This window comes from Paraglaciecola sp. QJM3NY_14, from assembly GCF_056173245.1.
On the sequence record NZ_CM149664.1, the window covers coordinates 2,284,591 to 2,308,306 of the forward strand.

17 protein-coding genes and 3 pseudogenes are annotated in these 23,716 nt (G+C 42.6%); 12 read left to right on the forward strand and 8 right to left on the reverse strand.

The window, feature by feature from the left end:
- The first annotated feature begins 230 nt into the window (after positions 1–230).
- The 3 genes from AC0VYA_RS09620 (at position 231) to AC0VYA_RS09630 (ending at position 2,748) form a co-directional block, all read left to right on the forward strand.
- Positions 231–695, forward strand: coding sequence for a hypothetical protein (locus tag AC0VYA_RS09620; RefSeq protein WP_475490857.1), 465 nt, complete (start codon positions 231–233; stop codon positions 693–695).
- The gene (locus AC0VYA_RS09625) at positions 695–1,327 is read left to right on the forward strand and encodes a hypothetical protein (protein ID WP_475490858.1); all 633 of its coding nucleotides are present in this window, start codon (positions 695–697) and stop codon (positions 1,325–1,327) included. Before AC0VYA_RS09620 ends, AC0VYA_RS09625 begins: the two co-directional genes overlap by 1 nt.
- Positions 1,328–1,683: 356 nt before the next feature.
- On the forward strand, positions 1,684–2,748 hold the full coding sequence (locus AC0VYA_RS09630; RefSeq protein ID WP_475490859.1) for a hypothetical protein: 1,065 nt from the start codon (positions 1,684–1,686) through the stop codon (positions 2,746–2,748).
- Between the two features lie 45 nt (positions 2,749–2,793).
- Here AC0VYA_RS09630 and AC0VYA_RS09635 read toward each other — a convergent pair.
- Together AC0VYA_RS09635 and AC0VYA_RS09640 are read right to left on the reverse strand one after the other, a co-directional pair.
- A pseudogene (locus tag AC0VYA_RS09635) lies at positions 2,794–2,916 on the reverse strand (IS30 family transposase); the annotation flags it as partial.
- Between the two features lie 233 nt (positions 2,917–3,149).
- Positions 3,150–3,332 (reverse strand): annotated as a pseudogene (locus AC0VYA_RS09640) (transposase); the annotation flags it as partial.
- A gap of 613 nt (positions 3,333–3,945) precedes the next feature.
- Here AC0VYA_RS09640 and AC0VYA_RS09645 point away from each other — a divergent pair.
- Together AC0VYA_RS09645 and AC0VYA_RS09650 are read left to right on the forward strand one after the other, a co-directional pair.
- A complete protein-coding gene (locus AC0VYA_RS09645) occupies positions 3,946–5,130 on the forward strand; it encodes a hypothetical protein (protein ID WP_475490860.1) in 1,185 nt (394 codons plus the stop codon).
- 23 nt (positions 5,131–5,153) lie between these two features.
- The gene (locus AC0VYA_RS09650) at positions 5,154–6,011 is read left to right on the forward strand and encodes a hypothetical protein (RefSeq protein ID WP_475490861.1); all 858 of its coding nucleotides are present in this window, start codon (positions 5,154–5,156) and stop codon (positions 6,009–6,011) included.
- A gap of 285 nt (positions 6,012–6,296) precedes the next feature.
- On the opposite strand, the pseudogene AC0VYA_RS09655 reads toward AC0VYA_RS09650, so the two are convergent.
- Positions 6,297–6,813, reverse strand: a pseudogene (locus AC0VYA_RS09655) (hypothetical protein); the annotation flags it as partial.
- Between the two features lie 114 nt (positions 6,814–6,927).
- Between AC0VYA_RS09655 and AC0VYA_RS09660 the strand changes: the two are divergent.
- The 4 genes from AC0VYA_RS09660 (at position 6,928) to AC0VYA_RS09675 (ending at position 10,719) form a co-directional block, all read left to right on the forward strand.
- Complete coding sequence (locus tag AC0VYA_RS09660; protein WP_475490862.1) at positions 6,928–8,037, forward strand: serine hydrolase domain-containing protein; 1,110 nt, start codon at positions 6,928–6,930, stop codon at positions 8,035–8,037.
- A gap of 500 nt (positions 8,038–8,537) precedes the next feature.
- A complete protein-coding gene (locus AC0VYA_RS09665; RefSeq protein WP_475490863.1) occupies positions 8,538–8,723 on the forward strand; it encodes a hypothetical protein in 186 nt (61 codons plus the stop codon).
- Between the two features lie 270 nt (positions 8,724–8,993).
- Complete coding sequence (locus AC0VYA_RS09670) at positions 8,994–9,323, forward strand: thioredoxin family protein (protein WP_475490864.1); 330 nt, start codon at positions 8,994–8,996, stop codon at positions 9,321–9,323.
- Between the two features lie 64 nt (positions 9,324–9,387).
- Positions 9,388–10,719 (forward strand): DUF4932 domain-containing protein, encoded by a 1,332-nt coding sequence (locus AC0VYA_RS09675; protein ID WP_475490865.1) that lies wholly within the window; start codon positions 9,388–9,390, stop codon positions 10,717–10,719.
- A 125-nt stretch (positions 10,720–10,844) separates the two neighbouring features.
- Here the strand turns inward: AC0VYA_RS09675 and AC0VYA_RS09680 are convergent, their stop codons facing one another.
- A complete protein-coding gene (locus AC0VYA_RS09680; RefSeq protein ID WP_475490866.1) occupies positions 10,845–11,636 on the reverse strand; it encodes an AraC family transcriptional regulator in 792 nt (263 codons plus the stop codon).
- A gap of 240 nt (positions 11,637–11,876) precedes the next feature.
- On the opposite strand from AC0VYA_RS09680, the gene AC0VYA_RS09685 reads away from it, so the two are divergent.
- Both AC0VYA_RS09685 and AC0VYA_RS09690 read left to right on the forward strand, forming a co-directional pair.
- Positions 11,877–13,196 (forward strand): MFS transporter, encoded by a 1,320-nt coding sequence (locus AC0VYA_RS09685; protein ID WP_475490867.1) that lies wholly within the window; start codon positions 11,877–11,879, stop codon positions 13,194–13,196.
- A 277-nt stretch (positions 13,197–13,473) separates the two neighbouring features.
- Entirely contained in the window at positions 13,474–14,850 is a 1,377-nt protein-coding gene (locus tag AC0VYA_RS09690) for an NAD-dependent succinate-semialdehyde dehydrogenase (protein WP_011574725.1), read from the forward strand.
- A 207-nt stretch (positions 14,851–15,057) separates the two neighbouring features.
- On the opposite strand, the gene AC0VYA_RS09695 is transcribed toward AC0VYA_RS09690, so the two are convergent.
- From AC0VYA_RS09695 to AC0VYA_RS09710, 4 genes are all read right to left on the reverse strand, one after another.
- Positions 15,058–17,649: a M1 family metallopeptidase gene (locus AC0VYA_RS09695; RefSeq protein WP_475490868.1), complete on the reverse strand. Its 2,592-nt coding sequence runs from the start codon at positions 17,647–17,649 to the stop codon at positions 15,058–15,060.
- Between the two features lie 236 nt (positions 17,650–17,885).
- Entirely contained in the window at positions 17,886–19,535 is a 1,650-nt protein-coding gene (locus AC0VYA_RS09700) for a long-chain-fatty-acid--CoA ligase (protein WP_475490869.1), read from the reverse strand.
- Between the two features lie 77 nt (positions 19,536–19,612).
- Complete coding sequence (locus AC0VYA_RS09705) at positions 19,613–20,380, reverse strand: glucose 1-dehydrogenase (protein ID WP_473480255.1); 768 nt, start codon at positions 20,378–20,380, stop codon at positions 19,613–19,615.
- Between the two features lie 14 nt (positions 20,381–20,394).
- On the reverse strand, positions 20,395–21,315 hold the full coding sequence (locus AC0VYA_RS09710) for a haloalkane dehalogenase (protein ID WP_475490870.1): 921 nt from the start codon (positions 21,313–21,315) through the stop codon (positions 20,395–20,397).
- 263 nt (positions 21,316–21,578) lie between these two features.
- Here AC0VYA_RS09710 and AC0VYA_RS09715 point away from each other — a divergent pair, with 263 nt between their 5' ends.
- Positions 21,579–23,687: a 3-hydroxyacyl-CoA dehydrogenase NAD-binding domain-containing protein gene (locus AC0VYA_RS09715; protein ID WP_011574730.1), complete on the forward strand. Its 2,109-nt coding sequence runs from the start codon at positions 21,579–21,581 to the stop codon at positions 23,685–23,687.
- The last annotated feature ends 29 nt before the right edge of the window (positions 23,688–23,716 follow it).

Genomic DNA, 23,716 nt, shown 5'->3' on the forward strand with positions numbered 1-23,716 from the left:
ATATGAAATTACGACAAAGCTTGATCGTTAAATAACTCATTGAAGATTCGAACTTGTCATAAATTTTAACGAAATCCCCCCGGATAGCTTGCGCACATCAGATTGAAATTTGATATTTAGACGACGTAATATAGAGTTACATTATGTCGAGGGGTTCTGGAACGACGAAATTTACACCTGTACTTACGAGTTAATTGAGATTTAAATTCAATCATGAACAAGGACGCCAAATGAGAAGCGAGAAAGTATACACGATAGAAGAGATAATCAGTGCTTCAAAACAACGACTTGAGTATAAAGCAACTGGTGATATATCTAAAAGACTGTCCTTTCACACTAAGATGAATACACATTTGGAGTATGAGGACATTCCTAAAATTGAGCGAGTCATTGGATACATAGAAAAAAAGTACCACGTGAAATTAAAAATTGTTGGTGGTGGGTATGGTTGCACGAAAATAAATTTTAAGGTTGAAAACAACAGCGAGGCTTTAGATCTTGCAAAAAAGTTACTTAAGGATGAGGAATTTATTCTTTTAGCAAAAGATATTGATCTGGATGTCATTGTTGTTCCTGATGAAAATCTGACTTTCAAAGTCTTTGATTTGGTTGAAAAAAAGGTTAAACCAGAGGAAGACTCTGATGGGGGAAGAGTGTCAGCTGATGGCACAATACAGAAAACAGGGAATGAATAATGTTAAAATGGAGTTCTCAGAACGGTTTAGCAAACAATAGGATGGTTAAAACTTCTGGTATCTGGTTTGTGTTGGTACCAGTCATTGCAAAGATATTGTCGAGCTTCGACGGCTCTATCTCGATAGAGCTATATGACAAGAAATATGAACTATTGCTTTCATTACCATTCAGTTGGCAAGCATTGTTTTTTGCTGCATTTTTCTTTATGAATGCCAGCATAATTTACCAAGTATGTTGTAAGGAAATAGTTAAAAAATACGTTTCTTATTCTCAATTTAAAGAAGAGGGAAATTCCAGACTTCAAATTAACCAACATTTAAAAAGTGTTGTTTGGGATAACGGTAATGGAAGAATATTGGAAGAGTATAAAGATGTGTTAAACGTCTATTTGAAAAGTTACACATCTATTTTATTAGAAAATCTGAATAACAGTGTAGATTACCTAAATGCACTTGACGACTTATCTTACGCCAAAGGGTTGGACAGCAATGCTTTTTATTTTGTATACAACACTGCCGATAAAAGTAGTCAAAAATTTATTAAAGTATCAATAGCATTTTACAGCTTAGGGTTCTGCTGCTTGATAGTAATTGTGGTTTTGAATGTTTTGTTTGTTTCAAAGACATTTTGACTTTCTTTAATTTAATTACCTTTAAGGCTGGTAGTGAATTTCAACCAATTCTAACGTTACAAAATTACTAAGAAATATAGGGGCGGTCGCAATTTATATTCTTATATACATTAGTCAATTGTGGCTAATATTGTCTTTATAGGAATAGATGCTTTAGGGAGATTGTAATAAGTTACTTCTGCTTGAAATGTGGGCATTGATCAACCTTATTTTCCCGTAATGATACTGTTGGTGTAAGGTAATTATCTTCTAAATATTTATCTTGCAATAAATAGGGAAATGCTTCGAAATTTAATCGTACGAAAATTTACTGTACTTAATTTAACTTTGAAGGGTATATTTTAAAAGGAATAATTATGAAGAGATTATCATACATGCTATTTATTTTTATACTTTTTTCTGTTGCATCATATTCAAATGAGGAACTTAATTCTTTTGGTAATTTAATATCATCATTTCTCTATTTATTAGCAAATATATACATATTTAAAATTTTGTATTCAAAAGTATTTGAATCGAAACAAACATTACTTGGTTTTAGCCTGTATCTTGTAGTTCCAATTATATTGAGTGCAATATATGCATTTTATTTTGATGACGATATCGGATATATGTTAAGTGGCGCTAATAGTACATTATGGACTTTCATGTTTTTTTTATTAGCGATCCACCTTTATAAAAATAAAGAGAAAATCAATCTTTTTAAAGAGCAAGAGGAATCAATAGATGGTTTAGAGCTTGCTATTTCTTTATTAAGACGACGAGCAAATGAATTGAAGCAAACAGCAGCAATGTTTTTAGCGCTGGTTATGGTCTTACTTGTTACAGCTGGACTGACGATTGTATATGCTAGTGTCATTACGGATGTAGATAAAGAATCAGCGAATAGTATTGAGAATGCGATAAAAAATACTAAAGATAGCTTTGAAAACCTACAATCTGCTAAGAAAGACCTTGCTGATTTTGATGATAGTGCTAAATTGCCACCAACCAAGAGTAGTCGAAATCAACAGAGCAGGTCAGATTTAATTGACGTAGTTGAGCGGCGAGTGTCTTTATATAATTTTTATAGCGAAAAAGAATCAAGATTACTGACTGAATATCAGAGTTCAGCTGAGCTTAACGCGTTCGAAGACAAACAATTTCTCTCCATATTGACTATTAGGTTTGGAGTAACAATCATTATTCTTTTCTTTGTCCAAGTTTTGGTTAATTTATATAGGTACAATATCCGTCTCGCAGGTTATTACGATGGTAAAGCAGATGCTTTAATCTTGTCAAAAGATGATTTTAATAATTTTGAAATGATTTCAAAAAATTTGTCACCAGACGAGTTGAATTTTGGCAGTGCACCTAACACTCCATTAGAAAAGATAATTGACATGGCGGCAAAAATTGGCGGAGGTAGTAAAAATAATTAGAATGCTAAAGCGCGAACTCAACTCCGAAGTGCACCACTCGCTAAACTAAGCTGCGCGGCGTAGTTCATTGAAGACAACTAAGGGCTGTCTGTACCCAAGACATTTTCTTGGCCTCAGGTTAAGTGCACGTTGCGCGTCAGCGACCTGTTCGTTTGTAACGGTCCTTACTAACGAAGACAGCCATCTTTAGAATCGTATAAAAACTCTCCTGCTTAGAACGGAAAATATGCCTGAACAAGCGTTAAAGTAATTTTGAGTTTAGTGACTGGGGATTTTCACTGGAAATGTGAGCGTTGAGGATGGAAACGACGTACAAGGTCAATTTTTAGGCAAAGGTCAACGCTACATGAGATGCATTAGATGTGTTAGTTGTAATGTTTTATGCGCGTTTTAAAACGCTTTCGCTTTCGATAGGTTTCAACGGTTTCATCAAAGGTGATTAGCTCTCCTTGGCTCAGCGTATCGCCGTTCATGCTTTTCTGAGTCAGCAATGTGCCTCTGTGCAGCTTGTGGTAGCGCCTCAACACTTCATCGTTACCCCAATTATCAGCCAACGCTTTATCCACACGTAGCACTACATGCGTCTACTTCAGGCATCCTGCCTTACGCCCTTCGGGCCAGCTAAAGCTGTTGTAAAATGTTCCCGACATTTTTACTGATTATTCATGACCGCATTGGCACAAATGCGGTAGCCGCGATGTGGATGCCAATACAGTAGAGAAAAACGATTAGCGCTCTTCTACTCAGCCTCGGGGATGCGCGTAAGTTTTTTCAGAATATTCATCGACCCATAAAAATCAAGTGTATTTGAGCCCCGTAAATCACTCAGTTTTAAGATGAGCATTATCACTAATTGTTAAATACATATGAAATTTTGCTAATTGTTGACAATTTATTGTTAATAAATATATCATTTTGTCGTGAAAAAAATTAACCCGTTTATTAACCCAAAAATAACGGGTTAATGAATGGGTAATGTATCGCTAGTCTGCGGCCATTGGTAATAGCTTGTTCGAATTACTATGAAAAAATAATGGCAACATGGATATTTTATTACGACACAACATTTAAGCCTTCTTACTCAGTGTTGATTTTTGTTGAGTACTCAACGCTATATTTTACGTTGCTACAACGCAAAATGATAAACGCGACATTTGGTAAGTTATCGAAATAAGAAATGGTAAGGTAAAATTTATAATGATAAAAAAATACAATAATAAATGGTCTCTACAAAAAGTCGCTGTAACGCTTTTGCTTACAACGACTTCCAACAGTTTTAACATTGTTCATGCAGCGGAAAATAAAGTTTCTGTTGATGTTAATTTAGACACTAAACATCGTATAGGTAATATTGAGCGCTTTAACCGTGAAAAATTCATCTCATTGCATTCGGCCCCAACAGAAAATGAATGGGATCATGATAACAAAGGTAACAACGCCAAATCAGATCTAATTGGTAGCTTTATTAATGGTTATGATGTGTATTTTGGCCGTGATACGGGATACATGAAAAATCAATTATTTGCTCAAAAGCAAGATGGTAATCGTTTAGGCTTTATTGATGAATCTGTTTTAACTACGAAGGGCAATGCCGCGATTAACTCGTTTGAAAACAGTAACGCTACTCGGTTTGTTAACGCCAGACGCTTTAAAAATAGATCTAAAGATATGGTTGTTGGTGGGCAAGTACATCCTTATTATCCTGACGGAACTAATATTGGTAATAGTAATTGGTCATTCTCACAAAAAAACACTGACCAAGAGCCTATTGGTACCGCCACAGGCCATTACATGGGGCAGTTTCTACAAAAATATTTTGCGCAAACGAACACAGCTACAGGTGCGCCTAAACCTGCTTATTTGGAAGTTGTAAATGAACCTTTGTATGATCTAAATATTGCACCTAAAGACGGACGAGATAAGGCACCTATAGCTGATATCTTCAAATACCATAAAAGTGTCGCGCAAGAAATTCGTAAAACTAATAATCAAACATTAAACAAAAATATTAAGGTTGCAGGCTATACCGTTGCCTTTCCTAACTATGATTGGGATAATTTTGAACGCTGGGAAAGCAATGACAAATTTTTCATTGATACGGCAGGTGCCGATATGGACGTATTTTCTATTCATCTGTATGACTTTCCAACTCACCCTCGAGGAGAGGAATATCGACGAGGCAGTAATGTCGAAGCAACACTCGATATGCTAGAGCAATATTCAAATATTAAATTCGGTCGTACTAAACCATTATTAATTTCAGAATATGGTGCATCTGTACATGCTTTGCGAAACAAACCATGGTCACAGGTAAGAGATGCTGAAAAGTTACGCGGTTATAATGCACTATTAACGCATTTTCTAGAACGTCCTGACGTATAGCTAAAGCAATTCCTTTTATTCCCGTGAAAGCTGAATGGGGTCGTCATGGCGACACCGGCTATCCTTATGAAAATAGATTAATGAGACAACAATTTGAAAAAGCAGGGCAAACAGGAACCGATTGGATCTACACTGACTTAGTAAAGTTCTTCGAATTGTGGTCTGAGGTTAAAGGTATACATGTAGACAGTTGGGCATCTGATCTTGATATCATGGTCGATGCATATGTACAGAATAATAAAGCACATATCATAATGACGAGTTTAGAGTTTCAAGATACTGATGTTGCATTAAAAGCACTTGGGATCGATGGAAATACGATCAAATCAGTCCAAGTAAAAACCTTGTCTTATGATAATAACAACCATGCAAAATTGGCTACTAAAACAATGTCATCGGTACCTGAAAGCGTTTCTTTGCCGAAAGAAAGTACCCAAATCATGACAATTACTTACCACAATAAAATTAACATTGATAAGGTGAATCAACAGAACAAATATTATGCCACTACCTATAAGCAGCCTATAAAAGCGAACGTGGATATGTATTTTAATATCAAAGATGTGGAGGTAGGAGCACAAGGCGAAGCCGTTTTACGTTTAGGTATTGGTCGAGAACACGGTAAATCGCTCACACCGACAGTAAACGTGAATAACGTACCAGTTGAAGTGCCTACTGACTTCAGAGGGTATGACCAGAAACAAGGTAAAACTCGTAACGGACGCGCAAGTTTCTTTGGCGTCATTGAAATACCTGTGTCACATGATCTACTACAAGGCAGCAATTGGATACGTATCAACTTTGATGAAGCCGGCGGATTTGTAACAAGCGCAGCTTTGCAGGTTGTTAACAGTAGTGACGAGATTACGCGATCACTTTAAAAAATCAAAGGACGCGAACCTGACACAACACATTTGGTCTAGATTTATAGTTTGTTGCTCATTGAGCTAATGACTATGTCTAGACCGCTTCGAGTGGATTATAAAATGTGCTTTATCATGTAATGAATTGTGAAAGAGAGTGTGAAAATAGCTTTTGAGTGATAACGACGTTAAGCCTTTTCTATACTGCATAGCGTAGGCATCGTTTCGATTCAATATTGAAGCGGAGTCACATTTTTTAATCAAAAAACACATGGAAAAATATACACATACCCCATGCACAATAATGAGTTCCCCATGGCTCAATGCTTTGCCTCTTATAAATTTTTGAGTCAACAAGGTATCCTTGCGTAATTTGTCATAACACTTCAACACTTCGTTAACGGCTCAGTTAACTGCCAACGCATTATCAACACAAAGTGCCACAAGAGTCTGCTTCAAGCATCCTGCCATACACCCTTAGGGCCAGCTAAAGCTGTTGTAAAATGCTCCTGACATTTTTACTGATTATTCATAACCGCACAGGCACAAATACGGTAGCCGCGCTATCGATGGTAAACACCGTTGATAAAAACAACATACGCTCTTCTACCCAACCACGGCGATGCTCGTGACTTTGACCAGAATATTTATTAATGCCGGATAAATATGACTGGCGAACGCAGCGAGAAACACAATGACAAATTTATCGGGAAAAATTTGAGCAGCTTTAGCTGGCTTCGAAGAAGTGAACGACATGGATGTTGTGAATAAAATAAGGCGTGTCGATTAAACTAATTTGGCTTTTTCGAGGTTGAGGCATTATCCATCTACCTGACAAAAATGAGACGCAAATCTAGTCTAGTTTAGCCCTGAAAATTGACCATTTTTATCATGGGTGTCATTATAACGAGCTTGTATTTAAAAAAGGATTTTCATGCTCATAAAATTACTAGGTCAGTTTCTTATTCTCGTGTGTATTAGCCATTTTTGTTTTGCAGAACAAACAAGTTTTGTATCACAAAAAATTAATAAGCATATTGGGAAATATGTTGAGGAAGAAGATTTTAAAGGGGTCGTATTAGTTGCTAAAGAAGGGAAGGTGATCTTTAAATCTGCATATGGAAATGCTGATGAAAATAATAGTATACCCAACACAGTGGATCACAAGTTCTTGATAGGTTCATTAACAAAATCATTTACCGCTGTTACCGTGATGAAATTAGTTGATAAAGGTAAATTGAATTTAACCGCCCCGATATCTACCTACATACCGAATTTACGTAAAAATATTGGCCAAGACTTAACGTTACACCTGTTACTAAAGCATCAGTCAGGTCTTCCTCAGCATTTAGAAAGACTAGCGAGTTTTGAAGATAAAGATGTTTCTTCAGACGAGATATTGGCCATTATCAATACTGCGAGTTTGGCCTTTGTGCCTGGAACACAATATCAATATTCAAATTTAAATTATCACCTAGCCGCCATTGCAATAGAGAACGTGACGGGCAAGACGTATGCTCAAGTTCTTCAAGATGAGATTTTTTCTCCCTTGAAAATGGGCAGCTCAGGCGTTGAACGTTTGAATAATGTCCCTGTTAATAGAGCAAATGGTTACCGCAAAGGATTTTTGGGTACCAACAGGGCAGAAAACATTGTGTCTTATGCGTTGGGCTCTGGAGATATTTATTCTACAGTGGATGATTTACTCACTTGGGAACAATCACTATACAACAACCAACTTTTATCAGAAAAGAGCCAAAGGTTGTTGTTTGCCGGTGAGAACAATGATTTTGGAGATTATGGCTATGGGTTTAGGGTGCAGCAATATCAAAGAGCCGCTGGCAAAAATAATGGTACCTTAACAAGACATGGCGGGTCGATGGATGGCTTTTTAACAAATTTACACCGTTATACAGATGACAAGCTTACTGTTATTATCTTAGCGAATATCCGTAACTTTCCTATCAGGAATTTAACCTTCGAGATTAAGGAAATCGCAATGGGCCTTGCCGTTGGTGATCGTAACCGAGCGGAATTTGAGTGAATTTTGATAACTAGCTTAAAAGGACATAACAGCAGTTTATTGGGCCTTTAGCACTCAAGTTAGCTGCTTTGGTTCGTGCAAGGATCCTGCTTTTAAAAAGAGAAGTGAGCACAGTCAATCAATGTTTTAATTAATTAGCCAGCGCAGCTTAAATGAGTCAGTGGTGCACCTCAAAGTTACGTTCGCGCCGTGTATTAAAAGTGACTTCGATGCACTAAAAATGACGAAGAAACGATTAGTTGTTTCGATAGGAAAGGGGAGCAAACTGCAAATAGAATTGAAGTTGTTGCAGGTTCAGCTTTCGCTTAGGCGATAATGGTTTTAACGACAGCGCTAGTAATCTATCATTGCTAGTTTTTCCTCAAGCTTACAATGCCGCATTGGTAAATCGTTACTTCCATCATGCTATATGCACTTATCCTAAGCTTATTCTAAGTTGATTCACCCAGTTTAGCGCTGAATTAAACGCACATTAGATTTCGCGCATAAGGAAATACCGAATGAGAAAAGTCGTTATGTTTTCTAAGACCAAAAAATGGTGGCATGAAAGCCCTGATCTAACGTTGTTAAATACCCAGATTAGTGAGATGGAAAAAGAGGGGTGGGTTATTGTGTCTGTTTCAGCAAACACAAATTTTTTAGGATTTATCTCTTCATACACAATTTTAATAGAGTCGCCTGATTGACCGCTCTCAACAAAGTATAAATAACGCATCCGCTTTAATTCATCTGCCTAGATGCTGATGATTGCTCCGGTGCTTGAACACATTCATCATTTGCTGTGTACCTGATGCGCATTTTTGTAGGGCTATATGCTGGCCATCCACATTTTAGTATCTCTGAGTACCGAATTTACGTTAACCTTCCTCATAACGAACGTACTAATAGCCGCTGTTTACAGACATCAGCAGTGCTTCACTTAGTGATGGATAAATTCATAGTGGGGAGTAAACGATATGAATGTTAAAGATATTGGATTTAACTCTGAATACGCAGAAGAGGCGTTTACCTTTGATGAAATAAACGAGCTGAACGGTGATACTTTACTGGATTTTGGCGCGCCTTGGTGCGGCCATTGTCAGGCAGCACGACCAGCCATAGAAAAAGTCGTTTCAGAACACGCTGGACTGCGGCATGTAAAAATCTATGATGGAAAGGGTAAACCTCTGGGTCGTGCATTTAAGGTAAAAATGTGGCCGACTTTGATACTGCTGCGCGCAGGGAATGAAGTTGCTCGACTTGTTAGACCGTTAGGGCCAGATGAAGTTCGCCAACTGGTTTCGTAGATCGGTTAGCGACTAATAACCCGCTAATAACATTCGTTACACAACTACAAAGGGAGGTTTTGGATTGAAATACGCGTTTTTTGCCTTGGTTATTTTCATCGGCTTGAGAGCGCATGCCGCTGAGCACTATATAGCGCTGGAAAAGCCAGAGGTTGAATTAATCACCGACCGCTTTTTTAGTCAGGCGCTGGACTTCAACTCGTTAGCTGAAACCAAAATGGTTAATTTGACCTATTGGGGAAGCACACCCCAAGCTGAAATTAATTATAACGCTAGTAGCTTACTTGTGCGTGGAAAAGAAAATGAGTTGCAGCGAGTGCATTTGCAGTTTGGGCAAAAAGTTAAAACCATCGTTTTCAACATGCAGGCTCAGCCCGCCGAATATAATCAAGAATATACCCAAATGCATGAGGGCAAAGTTAGCATTGAAACGCCTGAAGTTTACGAGCTTAACAATATTATCCTTGCGCTAGCTGATAAATTTCATTCAGCGAATTACAAAATGTATTCGCAAGGAAAGTACTATTCGGATGTACTGGCGTGGTTTTCTCCTTATCGTCATCACCCGATTTTTAGCGCTATCATAGGAGTGGATTATTACTCGTTAGTTGAAAACGGCCCAGCATATTCTTTTGATGGGGATAAAATAGCGCGTTCGACTGTATACCAGGGTTTTAGGGCGGCTGATGCTATCAAAGACAATAAGGCTTTATTAGAGGATTTTGCGAGAAAGAGTGACTTTAGGAAGTTCTACCAACGACACCGTGGATATTACTCACAATTGAGTAAGGTATTCGAGCTAGGCGCTCAGCCAAAAACGATTTGGCAATGGTTAGAATCTCACTTTCCGGCGAGATATCAAAGCTATCGAATCTTTTTTTCACCATTGGGGCCTGGCAATAATAGCTCTCGCATGTTTGATGACAATGATTTTAAAGAATCAATTATGTTTGTCAGTGCGCCTAATCGCTATGAGAGTGAGCACGAAGCATCTGCTATTCAGTCAATAAAGTTCACACGCTCATTTTTTACCGAAATAGATCATACCTATGTTAATCCAATCTCCGATCGGTATATCGACGATATTAACGCTGCTTTTATAGATTTAGCACCTTGGTACAAAGGTGGGGGATATAACAAACCTTATCTAGTATTTAATGAGTACATGACGTGGTCGATATTTTCTCTGTACGCGAGGGAGCATTATTCAGCTGATGATTACGCTTTTATAAAAAACTACATCGAACACTTCATGGTTGAAAAAAGAGGGTTTTATAAGTTCAAAGGTTTCAACGAAGAATTTATTCGGCTGTATGTCAACAGACCCATCGACGATAAAATCACTGATCTCTATCCCAAGATGATAAGTTGGATAACAGATAACGATGACCATTAGTGCCCAAAAAAATTCGAGTTCAAGTTCCATTTTTCGGCATGACACTGGGCGACTAGAGCAAACCGCTTTGACTAGATAAAGCACATGCTAACGGTTTGCTGAAATATTTAACCGATTTATCATGACTAATCAACTCGCTGCTTTATATATCGCTTTGGCGATTCCCCTAGAATATTTTTGAACATAGTAATAAAGGCACTGACAGAGCTGTAACCTAAGTATTCAGACACTCTTTGTACGGTCATGTTGGTCATCAGTTTTTGCACGGCAATGATCACGTGTATTTGAGCTCGCCAGTGGCCGAAGGTCATGCCTGTTTCGCGCTTTATTAGTCGTGCTAGCGTTCGTTCAGACATAGCGAAGTAGCTCGCCCATTGGGGAAGCGTTTTTCTGTCATCGGGATAAGACAAAAGCTGCTGAGCTAGCTTAGCCACCGTGGGGTGACTGGGTAAAGGTAAATTCATAGGTTGTTGGGGGGATTCACTGACGACGTCTATCAGAACCTGAGCTAATCTGTTTGTCGGGCTAAAGTGTGGGTAATGCTGATCTTGCTTGGCAAAATGACAAATCAGTTCTTTTGCCAATACGCTTAACGCGAATGTACAGGTTTTGTCAGGCATGCGCAGTTCGCCAGGTTGAATAAACACGTGGCACAGCTCAGCATGATCAGATGCGCGATTACTGTGAAGAGTGTGAGGAGGTATCCAAATTGCGCTCTGGGTTGGTACCATCCACATTTTCCCCTGTACTTCACAGGTGACATGCCCGTGCAGCGCGAGTATCAATTGCCCCTTCGAATGGGTGTGCAGCGGCAATTCATGACTGCTACTCACCTTCTCAATACGCGCGACCACGGGCTGGGGCATCACCTCAAATTGCTGCAAATCATCCCACTGTAAAAAATTCAATAAACTCATTTGTCAGTATTTAGCTATATGTTGTCTCTATTTGTAAATTATAAGGGCTGACGACCTTTTATAATACCCACAGTATTACAACGCCATGCCAGGTTTGCGCCTTAGTTGAAAATAGGCGATGAAGATAGTGGCTGGGAATGTGACGACTATCGATGCAAATCAGATTGACGTTGGTGTAAGCCGCGCCTGTTTCACTCATTCAACGCTTGGCAAGAGCGCAATAAATCAAAGAGAGCAAAAGTGGGAACTATAAGCGGGTTAGGGCGGTTAATCCCCAATAAAATCGCGACATCTTCTGCTGTGTTGATCGCAGGCATTCTTTTGGTCGCGGCAAACTTGCGCGCGCCCATTACCGGTATCGCCCCCATTCTTGAGCAGATCATTCACACTTTCACATTGAGTAGTACACAAGCCGGAATGTTAACCACTTTACCGCTCATTGCATTCGCGGTCGCCTCGCCAATGGCTGCGTCACTCGCCCGAAAAATAGGCATTGAAAGCGCTGTCTTCATCGCACTTATCTTTATAGCCGCAGGTATAGCCTTGAGGTTAATCGATTCGGTATGGATGCTTTATATTGCCACAGCGGTGATAGGCGTAGGGATCGCCATAGGCAATGTGTTATTACCAAGTTTAATTAAGCGTGACTTCCCAGCAATGGTCGCGATGATGACCTCTTGCTACGTATTGGCAATGGGCATTTTCTCTGGCGGTTTTTCCGCCCTAGTGACACCCCTTGCCAGTATGAAATGGCTTCAGTGGCAAGGTGCGTTAGGGGTATTCGGCCTCGTTACTTTGGTCAGCATTGTGCTGTGGCTGCCGAGGTTAAAAACGAGAACGATGCCGGATGCTGCTTTAACGAACCCGACTGAGCAAACTAACGCTGGCTCTGCTGGCATTGACTCGGCTGACAGCGAACAGGCTAATGGCGCTGTGGCTAATGGCGCTGCGGCCAATAGAGTGCCGCCTCATACAGCAAAACCAAGCAGGGTATGGCATTTTTCGCTGGCGTGGCAGGTGACGATTTACCTTGGTCTTAATTCCTTTATGACCTACGTATTGATTGGTTGGCTACCCAATATATTGGTTGAAGCGGGGTATTCTCAGGTCTACGCGGGCGTGCTTCACGGTTGGTTGCAGTTTGCATCGGCTGTTCCCGGTTTTGTACTCATACCTATTTTGGCGCGATTGAAAGACCAGCGTGTACCGGCTGTAGTCATATCCCTGTTAGGGGCAATTAGCTTGCTAGGCTTGTTGTATGCTCCCCAGTTTGCATTTTTGTGGACCGTGCTTGTGGGCTTTAGCTCGGGGGGATGTTTCATTTTGGGGCTGTCATTTATTAGCTTTCGCAGCCAGAACGCGCTTCAGGCCGCATCATTATCTGGCATGGCTCAGGCTTTTGGTTACTGCTTAGCCGCTGTTGGGCCGATGTTGGCTGGCTATCTTTATTCGTCTTTGGGCAATTGGTCTGGCAGTTTATGGATGTGCGCATTAGCCAGTGCATGCTGCGCGCTTGTCGGTTTAGGTTGCGGGCGAAATAGAGTACTGCCACACTTTTAATACAAAGCTGGGAAGGGGCACGCCAGCAAGGCTGGGCCTAAAGACTTTACAGTGAGGCCTTGTAACATTTACTGCCATCATTCGTTTTACGCCGTTACTGCTGTGCACCGGCTATTCAGATTTTTTCAATACACATTTTATTACGTTTGCTCTAGCGCATTAACGGCGCAGCCTCGCGGCCTTCTATTAAATTACACACTCGTGCAAAATCCTTCTTGGCGTTGCATTTGCTCCCTTGGTCTTCGACTCCACATCCATTCATTTTAGGAGAGAGATTATGTCAAACACAGTTAAAACGATTAACCCAACTACCGAAGAGCAGCTAAAAGAATACACGCTGCTATCTACCGATGAAGCGATTAAAGCTGTCGATAATGCGGATGAGGCATTCCAACAGTGGAAGCTCACCAGCAGCGAAGAACGTGCAACACTGCTAAACAAAATGGCTGATGTGATTGACGCCAATAAAGACGAGCTTGTTACCCTAATGATAGATGAAATGGGTAAAGTAAAAGAGCAGGGCTATCAAGAGGTCGAATTGTGCGCCTCAATTTGCCGCTACAGCGCAGAACAAGGGCCGGAAATACTCGCCGATGAAGAGCGCGAGTACGAGCAAGGCAAAGCGATTGTTAGTTATCGCCCAATCGGGGTGGTGCTAGGCATTCAGCCATGGAATTTCCCGTTATATCAAGTCATCCGCTACAGCGCATCTAATTTGATGGCAGGTAACGTCACTGTACTGAAGCATGCTGCTAACGTCTTTGGCATGGCGGTTAAAATACAAGAGATGTACGAAGAAGCCGGTTTCCCTAAAGATGTCTACCAATCCTTATTGATTGATGGCGAAGCAGCAAGCGAGTTGATTAAACACCCGAAAGTACGTGGTGTGTCTTTCACTGGCAGTGATGGCGTCGGTAAAAAGGTTGGCGCGTCTGCTGCTGAAAACGTGAAGATTTCGGTACTAGAACTGGGCAGCAATGACGCCTACGTGGTGTTAGATGATGCAGATATCAAAGTGGCCGTTGAGGCGTGTGTAATGGGCCGTGTTATCAATAACGGTGAAACGTGTGTATCGGCTAAACGTTTTATTGTGACACAGAAAAACTACGACGCGTTCAAAGAAGCATTCGTTGATGCTATGAAAAACATCAAAATGGATGACCCCAACCTTGAAGGCACTGACATTGGCCCCATGGCACGGGAAGACTTGCGTGACAAGTTACATGACCAAGTGACAGAATCAATCAAAGCGGGCGCGACGTGTTTAACCGGCGGTGAAGTACCAGATCGTAAAGGTTATTTCTACCCAGCCACTGTGCTTGAGAACGTTGAGCCAGGCTCACCCGCATATGATGATGAGTTGTTCGGCCCGGTCGCATCATTGATCAAAGCCAAAGACGATGAAGACGCGATGCGTATCGCTAATGACTCGCGCTATGGTTTGGGGGGCGGTATCTTTAGCCAGGACGAAGACAAAGCCATTCAGCTCGCTCGTGATGTGTTCGATACGGGCATGATCAATATCAATGGTTACGGCTTAGCGCACCCAAATCTGCCATTTGGCGGGGTAAAAGACAGCGGGTACGGTCGTGAACACGGTGGCTTTGGTATCAAAGAATTTGTTAATGTTAAAGCCATCATGGTGACCCAATAAACCGCTTTTTCGATGAGAGCGTATGATAATCAAAACGACGTTGATATGCACTCACTGATGACAAAGGGATTTAAAGCGATGATAGAAGGAATTTAAGGGGTTTAACAAGCGCAATATGAAGCGCAATATAAAAAGGCAGCCAGATTATTCTGGCTGCCTTTTTAGTTTCTGCTCGCCAATAGGGTATGTATTCAAGCGCGAGCCGCCTTAAAAGTAAGCAGTCGCTCCTTGCAGATACTGATTGAACGCGCCCTGATTGGCTTGTTTCAACTTGGCACACTGCTTTGACTCATCTTGCGCTACGTCATAGCTACGGGCCATACCATCGTATTTGTCCATGTGCTTTTGATAAAAGCGCTGGGCTAAATCAATGTTGTGGTCGCTACAACTAGATGACACATATTCAGGCATACGCGCCACATGATAGGCCGGCATTTTCGCAGTCACTTGTTCCATGTTTTCATCTAACCATTGATACAATACATCCTGATCTTCTCTGGCTTGACTGGCCGTTGCAATAAACCCGAGTACATTGGCAGGGCTAACGGCATCATTTAATGCCATATCAAGTACTTTACGCACAGTCACTGCCTCAGGGAATAACATGCCAAAGCGGATTGCGCTCTGGGTGTTAGCATCATTAGTGGCTAAATACGCCGCTTGATACTTGTCAAACCAGCGCTTGTCGCCATTAATCGCGAGGCTGCGCATAGCATTTGCGGCAATCGCTCGGCCAGTACTGGTGCTGTCATGCAGAAATTTTTCGGTGATGCGTTTGCTCTGTGCAATGACGTTGTCATTTTGAGTGTAGCGGCTAAGAAGGCCAAACACAGCATTACGCAGTCGACTCTGATCGTTGCTATCATTTTTGCCCTCGACGGTGCCCAAACGCGCAAACCAATGGCCCAATTTACTGTTTAAGAAATTAGCAAAAAGGGTTTTGTTGTCGTTATCGACTAAATAGGTGAGGTCGTTCAATGACGCTACCACAGAGCGTGCAACAACAGGATCTTTGTCCGTCGCTAGGGCATCAAGTACTGCCATATGTTGGTCTAAAGTGATTTTGTCAGCGTTGAGCAAAGCATCTGAGTTATACAGCAGCGATTTTTTCTCTCTGGCATTCAGCGCTTGCGTGTCTTCAAGTAGCGCATGCAATTGCGATGCAGGGATCTGCCAACGCATATAACCCATGGCATTATCGTTAGGGTAAATCCACTGGGCTGCGGCTAACTCAGGTAGATTCGTGTTGGCCTTATCTAAAAACAAGCGTGTGCGAACGATTTTGTCGTTTTTCTTGTACGTGATTGTAAGGGGCACTATCCAGGTCTGTGGGGTTACCTCGGCACCGGCTAAATGGTAACGGCTTTGGCTGATATCGCCGTTTTTAGCAAAGCTAACAAGAGGGTAAGCGGGTTGTTCTAAATACGTTTTCATTAACGCAGGCACATCAAAATCTGCGACAGTCGAGAGTACTTCCCACAAGTCATCTGCTTGGGCATTACCCCAGGCATGTTTTTTCATGTAGCTTTGCACGCCTTTTTGAAACGGGGCTTCGCCCACTAACGCTTCGATCGTTTGTAGCACCGACTCGCCCTTGCTGTAATTTAGGCCTAGGCCGTCCATAACGTCGGTTTGGCTGCGTACCTCTTTTTTTACTGCACGTGTTGTCGGGCTCGCATCGGCTGCAAATGCACCTTCTTGCACCAGTTGTGCTTGGGTATTTTGCTCTGGGTAAAGCGCCATGGTTATCTTGCTTTCCATCCAAGATGCAAACGCTTCGTTTAACCATAAATCATCCCACCACGCCATGGTGACTAAATTGCCGTACCACATGTGCGCAAGCTCATGGGCGATCGTTTTCGTTGGCCCGCTCTGTTCCGTTAAGCGCGGCTCATCGTCAAGCAGTAATAAGCTACTGCGATAGGTGACTAAGCCGGCGTTTTCCATTGCGCCGTGGGTAAAATTAGGCACGGCGATAAAATCGAGTTTTTCATAGGGGTAGGGTGTGCCGAAGTAATCTTCTAAGGCATCCAAAATTTTCGGTGTTTGCGCCACCGCGAATTTTGTACGGTGGGCTTGGCCTTTGGGGGTGTAAATCCTACCGGGCACGGATAATCCCGTGATTTCAGCTGAATCCATTTCGCCTACGGCAAAGGCGACCAAATAGCTCGGCATGGGTTTGGTCTTTTTAAATACGACGGTTTGCCACCCGTCAGCTTGGGTTCTTGATTCCACTGGGGTATTGGAAATCACCGTGTTGACCACAGGCGAAGTGATTGTCATTTTGTACGGAATTTTATAACTTGGCTCGTCAAACCCTGGAAATGCACGGCGAGCGTGCATGTCTTCAAACTGGGTGAAAATGTAGTTTTTGCCCTCAAACGCGGATAAATACATACCGTCTGAGGTGGTATTTACCTTGCCGGTAAATTGCATATGCAACTGATAGGTTTTGGCGGGCAATACGTCTGGCGCCTTACCGAGCTGTATATCATAGGATTGGCTTTCGACCGACAACGGGATATGCCGCGCGCCGTCAATTATCTCGGCTTTATGCACGTCTAAATCACGTTGATAAAAGCGCACTTCATCGGTGGCCTTCTCTATTGTCACTGTGATGGTGGTTTCACCGCTAAAGGTCGCTTGGTTTGGATCGATCTTCAACATAATTTGTTGAAAGCTAGGTGTTACGTTATTGCCTAGGCGATAGGCCTCTTTATCGTCGTGCCCTTCGCTGGCAAACGCCTGTGTCATTAAAAACATGCTAAAGGCGGCTAGGCATCGTTGCATCAAACTCATAGTAAATCCCTGTTATTAATTGTTTTTAACTAAATGCAATGGCTTAGTGTGTTAAGCGCTTTGACTGCATTTGTTTGACGCGCAGATTAGGTGAAAACAGCAAAAATGCAACTAACAAAAAGTTAATACTTGTTTCGAAGAATAAGACGATGAGAACAGATGAGGAAAGCAAAAAGGCTCATTGCTGAGCCTTTTTGCGTGATGGTGACATTGAATTTCCAAAATAGATTAGAAAATTAACCCGCTTCAGGAAACTCATAATCTTCGAAGGATTTACGCAGTGCCAGCTTGTTCAATTTACCTGTGGCAGTGTGGGGCAGTTCATCTACAAATACCACATCATCAGGCAAAGACCATTTATGCAATTTGTCGGTTAGGAAACTCAATATTTCAGCACTTGTGGCCTGTGAATCTGGGTTTCGCACGGCAATCAATAACGGGCGTTCTGTCCACTTAGGATGATAACGACCAATGGCCGCAGCTTCTGCGATAGCGGGATGGCCAACGGCTGCATTTTCAATATCGATAGAGCTTACCCATTCGCCGCCAGATTTAATCACGTCTTTGGTGCGATCGGTAATTTGCATATACCCATCGGCATTAATTGTTGCTACGTCACCGGTATCAAACCAGCCTTTATCATCTACCGGGCAGCCTTCTTCGCCCGGTGTTTGCGACATGCCGTAATAGCCACTTATCACCCATGGGCCTCGAACTTTTAAGGCGCCAAACGCGACACCATCCCAAGGTAATTCTTTATTGTCTTCATCGACGATACGCATTTCGATACCAAATACACCGCGGCCCTGTAGGGTTTGTAAGTCAGTGATTTGCTCATCTGTGTAGTCTTCCATACCGGGTTGTAAACCAAAGAACGTTCCCAGAGGGCTTGTCTCTGTCATACCCCAACCCTGATACACCATAGTGTCATGGTTGTCTTTGAAACGCTCAATGATGGCGCGAGGACAAGCCGCGCCGCCTACCGTTACTCGGCTAAGAGAAGGTATTTTTTTACCACTTTTATCTAAATAGGTCAGTAGAGCCAACCATATAGTGGGTACACCAGAACTAAACGTGACTTTCTCAGTTTCAATCAGGTCGTGGAGTGTCTCGCCATCACCCATTTTAGGACCAGGCATCACCAATTTAGCACCAGTCATAATGGTAGCGTAGGGCAAACCCCAGGCATTGACGTGAAACATGGGGACCACTGGTAACACGGTTTCTCGACCTGATGCATTAGTTACATCAGGTAGCGCCCCAGCATAAGCGTGCAGTAATGTTGAACGATGGCTGTACACCACGCCTTTAGGGTTACCTGTGGTGCCTGATGTGTAACACATCCCGCTGGCGGTGTTTTCATCAAACTCAGGCCATGTAAAATCACTAGACTGGTCAGCAATGAGTTCTTCATAGCAAAACACATTTTCAAGCGTGGTATCAGGCATATTGGCTTTACTGGTCAACACGATAAACGCTTCTACTTTGGGCAGATGAGGGGCAAGGGCCTCGACTAATGGCATGACCAACACGTCAACAAAAATGAATCTGTCTTCTGCGTGATTAATGATGTAGTTAACCTGCTCTGGAAACAATTTAGGGTTGATGGTGTGGCACACCATACCACTGCCTGACACGGCATAATAAAGCTCCAAGTGGCGGTAGTCGTTCCATGCCAGCGTGCCGATGCGATCTCCAAACTTAGCACCCAATGACGCAAGCGCGTTGGCTAACTTACGGGTACGCGTCGCTAAATCTTTGTAGGTATAACGGTGGCGAGGATTGTCTGAGGTAACAGAGACGATTTCACGCTTTGGATAGTTCCTCTCAGCGTGTTTTAAAATGTTTGAAATCATCAACTGTGAGTTCATCATTAGAGCTTGCATTTACGGTTCCTTATTCACATCAAAGGGCAATTAGATTGCCCCTTTTAATACATTAGTTAATAGCTAGTTTTTCGTTACTACCAAGCAGTCACACCACCATCAAGGGCGATAGATTGACCTGTCATGTAGGTGTTGCCGGGTGAAAGCACTAATAGCATGGCGTTAACAATTTCTTGGGGCGTAGCAAGGCGCTTCATCGGGCAACCTACTGCTAATTGATTAATGCCTTCTTGCGATATTTCACCGTCAATATTCAATATATTGGTTGGAGTATAGAAAGGACATATTGAGTTTGCGCGGATACCTTTGCGTGCATATTCAATCGCCGCCGTTTTGGTTAACCCGATAACCGCGTGTTTTGCTGCTGAGTAAGCAGCGCCTTTCGGTGCACCACCCAGACCAGCAAGTGAACTCACGTTTAGAATATGACCGCTACCTTGTTTAAGCATGACTTCAATTTGGTACTTCATGCCGAACATAACGCCTTTGACGTTCACGTCCATTTGTTTGTCCATGGTCGCTTCATCAAGGGTGTGCATAGGTGCCATGCTGTGAGCGATGCCTGCGTTGTTGACGCCAATGTCCACTCGACCAAATTTGTCCATCGCGCTGTCAACCATGGCTTTGCAATCAGCTTCTTTTGATACATCGCAATGCTGGGCGACAATGCTATCTGCAAATTCACTCAGGCCTTCAACTGTTTCGGCTAAACCTTTTGGGTCGATATCGCTGATCACCAACTTACAACCACGCTCAGCTAACCCTTTTGACAATAAACGACCGAAGCCACTGCCTGCACCCGTAATTAATGCCACTTGACCGCTAAAATCTAATAATGAATCCATGTTGATACTCGCTTTTAATCTGTTGAAATGGGGTTGTCGTTAATAAATTGCAGTAATACTTTCGCTAACTGCTGTGGTTGATCTTCTTGCAAAAAATGCCCGCCCTGCGTGATCGTGGTGTGAGACTGACCTTGAGTGCCAGGGATCAGTTTTTGCATTATTTTATCGCCGCCAGCGGTAACCGGGTCGCTATCGCTGAACGCCGTGATAAAAGGCTTGTTAAATTGCTGTAGAACTTGCCACGCTTTGCGATTGTTCTGCGTTTGTGGGTCGTCTGTTGTCGCAGGCACCAATAAAGGGAATTGGCGCACGCCTGCTTTGTGCTCTTCAGTAGGAAAGGGCGCATCGTAAGCGTTTAGTACGTCAGTGGATAACGCTGTCACTGTGGCGCCTTTTATAATCCCTGCAACCGGAAATTCAGGTACTTCTTGTGAAAAAGCGCGCCACTTCATAAAGGCTTCACCTGGGGGATGATCGCCGGTGGGTAGCATAGTGTTTGCTGCTAATACACGTGCAAACAACTCTTGGTGCTCAGCCACTAAACGCAACCCGAGCAAGCCGCCCCAATCTTGGCAGACTAATGTGACTTGCTTTAAATTAAGTTGTGTAAGGATGTTACGGATCCAATCGAGATGCCGCTGGTAGGTATAGTCGCAGCGCTGGGTGGGTTTATCAGAACGTCCAAAACCAATTAAGTCAGGTGCAATGACCCGATAGCCTTTATCGGCAATGGGTTTGATCATATCTCTGTATAAATAACTCCACGATGGTTCACCATGAAGCATTAAGACCACTTCACCTTCTTTGCTACCTTCATCTAGGTAGTGCATGCGTAAGTTGCCGCCTTCAAAATCGTCTACTTCTATATACTGAGGCGCGAACGAGTAACCCGACAAACCTTCGAAACAGTCGTCTGAGGTGCGTAAATATTGCATTAATGACTTCCTAACGTTGTGCAAATAACGGTGTGTAAGTGCTTTGTTAATTTTGTAAACGGAGTATTAGAAAATCATTTGGCTCATCAAAAGTCAACTCGCCTAAATTAATGCAGAAGTATGAATTTAATGAATAATATGTGTCAGTTGAATTTTTCTACGTTATTACCTCTAATTATTAATCAATATAAAACCAATAAATTTGGATGATTCAACTCCCTGACCTAGTATTCATTTACTAATTTATCTGGTAAGAGGTGTTTATGAGTCAAGCAGTGATAGCTGAAGTACAAGGAAATGTCGCGGTTTTGTATATGCAGAGCCCACCGGTCAATGCGTTATCTAAGTCAGTTCGTGTTGGCTTAATTGAAAACATTAACCAAGCGCTGGACAACGATCAGGTCGAAGCAATTGTAATCTCATCTAAGTTAGCATTGTTCTCTGGCGGTGCTGATATCAGTGAATTTTCTGGCGGTAATTTAGAGCCGCATCTACCTACCGTTTTAGATGTTATCGAAAATGCAAGTAAGCCAGTTATTGCCGTACTCAATGGCCCTGCTTTTGGTGGTGGTCTAGAAGTGGCGCTTTCATGTCATTATCGCGTTACGTTTGCCAGTAACAAGGTTGGCTTGCCAGAAGTGAATTTAGGTATATTACCAGGCGCGGGCGGTACTCAGCGCCTTCCTCGTTTGGCAGGCGTGGCAAAAGCACTCGATATGATAGTGTCGGGACGCCCAGAAAAAGCCAGCAAGTTAGCAGGTGTATTTGACTTAATAGTTGAAGACCCAACAAATTTACTCAGTGAAGCAATGGCATTTGTCCAAAAGGTGGTTGCTGAGGGCGCGAAAGTGCGCAAAACCTCTGATGTGGCTATTGATAAAGCTAGCGCGCCTGATGAGCTATTTGCTCAATATCGTCAAGGCCTTAAAAAGCAAGCTCGCGGATTTTTTGCCCCTGAGCGTTGTATCCAAGCTGTTGAAGCATCTGTTTCGTTGCCATTTGAGCAAGGCTTGGTGCGCGAAAGTGAATTGTTCATGGAATGCATGGGCTCGAAAGAAGCTCGCGCACAGCAGCACTTTTTCTTTGCAGAGCGCGCGGCTGCTCACGTGAGCGATTACGACAAATCTACACCCACTCGTGATATTAAAAAGGTCGGCATTATTGGCGCAGGCACCATGGGCGGCGGTATCGCTATGAACTTCGCCAATGCTGGTATACCGGTCATCATGCTTGAACTTAAGCAAGAAGCATTGGACAAGGGCCTTGCGCTTATTCGTAAGAACTACGAAAACTCCGCTAAGAAAGGCAAGCTTACCCAACAAGCTGTTGAAGATCGCATGGCGTTATTGCAAGGTTCAACTGAATACGAAGCACTAAGCGACGTAGATTTAGTTATTGAAGCCGTGTTCGAAAAGATGTCAGTCAAAAAAGAAGTATTCGGTGCACTGGATAAAGTATGTAAGAAAGGCGCCATACTCGCTTCAAACACCTCTACTTTAGATGTCAACGAAATTGCGGCGTCTACATCACGTCCTGAAGATGTGATTGGTTTGCACTTCTTTAGCCCAGCTAACGTGATGAAACTGCTTGAAGTCGTCAAAGCTGAAAAAACCTCTGCAGACGTTATCAAAACCTGTATGCAGATGGCGAAGAAAATTAATAAAGTCGCTGTGCTGGTTGGTGTTTGTTTCGGCTTTGTGGGTAACCGCATGATCGAACCGTACGGCCGTGAAGCCGCTCGCTTAATGCTTGAAGGGGCTACGCCGCAGCAAATCGACAAAGTGATTTACGATTTTGGTTTGCCTATGGGCCCATTCACCATGGGAGACATGGCAGGTTTAGACATCGGTTTTTACGTACGCGAATCACGACGTGAATTTATTGCCCATGATCCGAGTTACTGTGTGGTATCTGACCGCTTAGTGAAACAAGGTCGTGTGGGTCTTAAATCTGGTCGCGGTGCTTATATGTATGAGCCGGGTAACAGAATGCCGATCCCTGACCCTGAAGTGGTTGAAATGGCAAAAGAAGAGGCCGCACGTTTAGGTATCGCCCAACGTGACATCTCAGACCAAGAAATTTTAGAGCGCATTATCTTCCCTTTGATTAACGAAGGTGCATTGATTCTGGAAGAAGGTATTGCCGCTAAATCAAGCGATATCGATGTTATTTATGTTTATGGTTACGGCTTCCCGGTTTACCGCGGGGGTCCTATGCAATACGCAGATGAAATCGGCTTGAAAAAAGTTTATGACGCGATGTGTAAATATCGCGATGAATTAGGTGAGTACGGCGGCCACTGGTTTGAACCAGCTCCGTTGTTGAAACAACTGGCTGAGCAAGGCAAACGCTTTGCAGATTTCAAACAGTAACACCTACTTAACCGATTAAATAGAGAGAA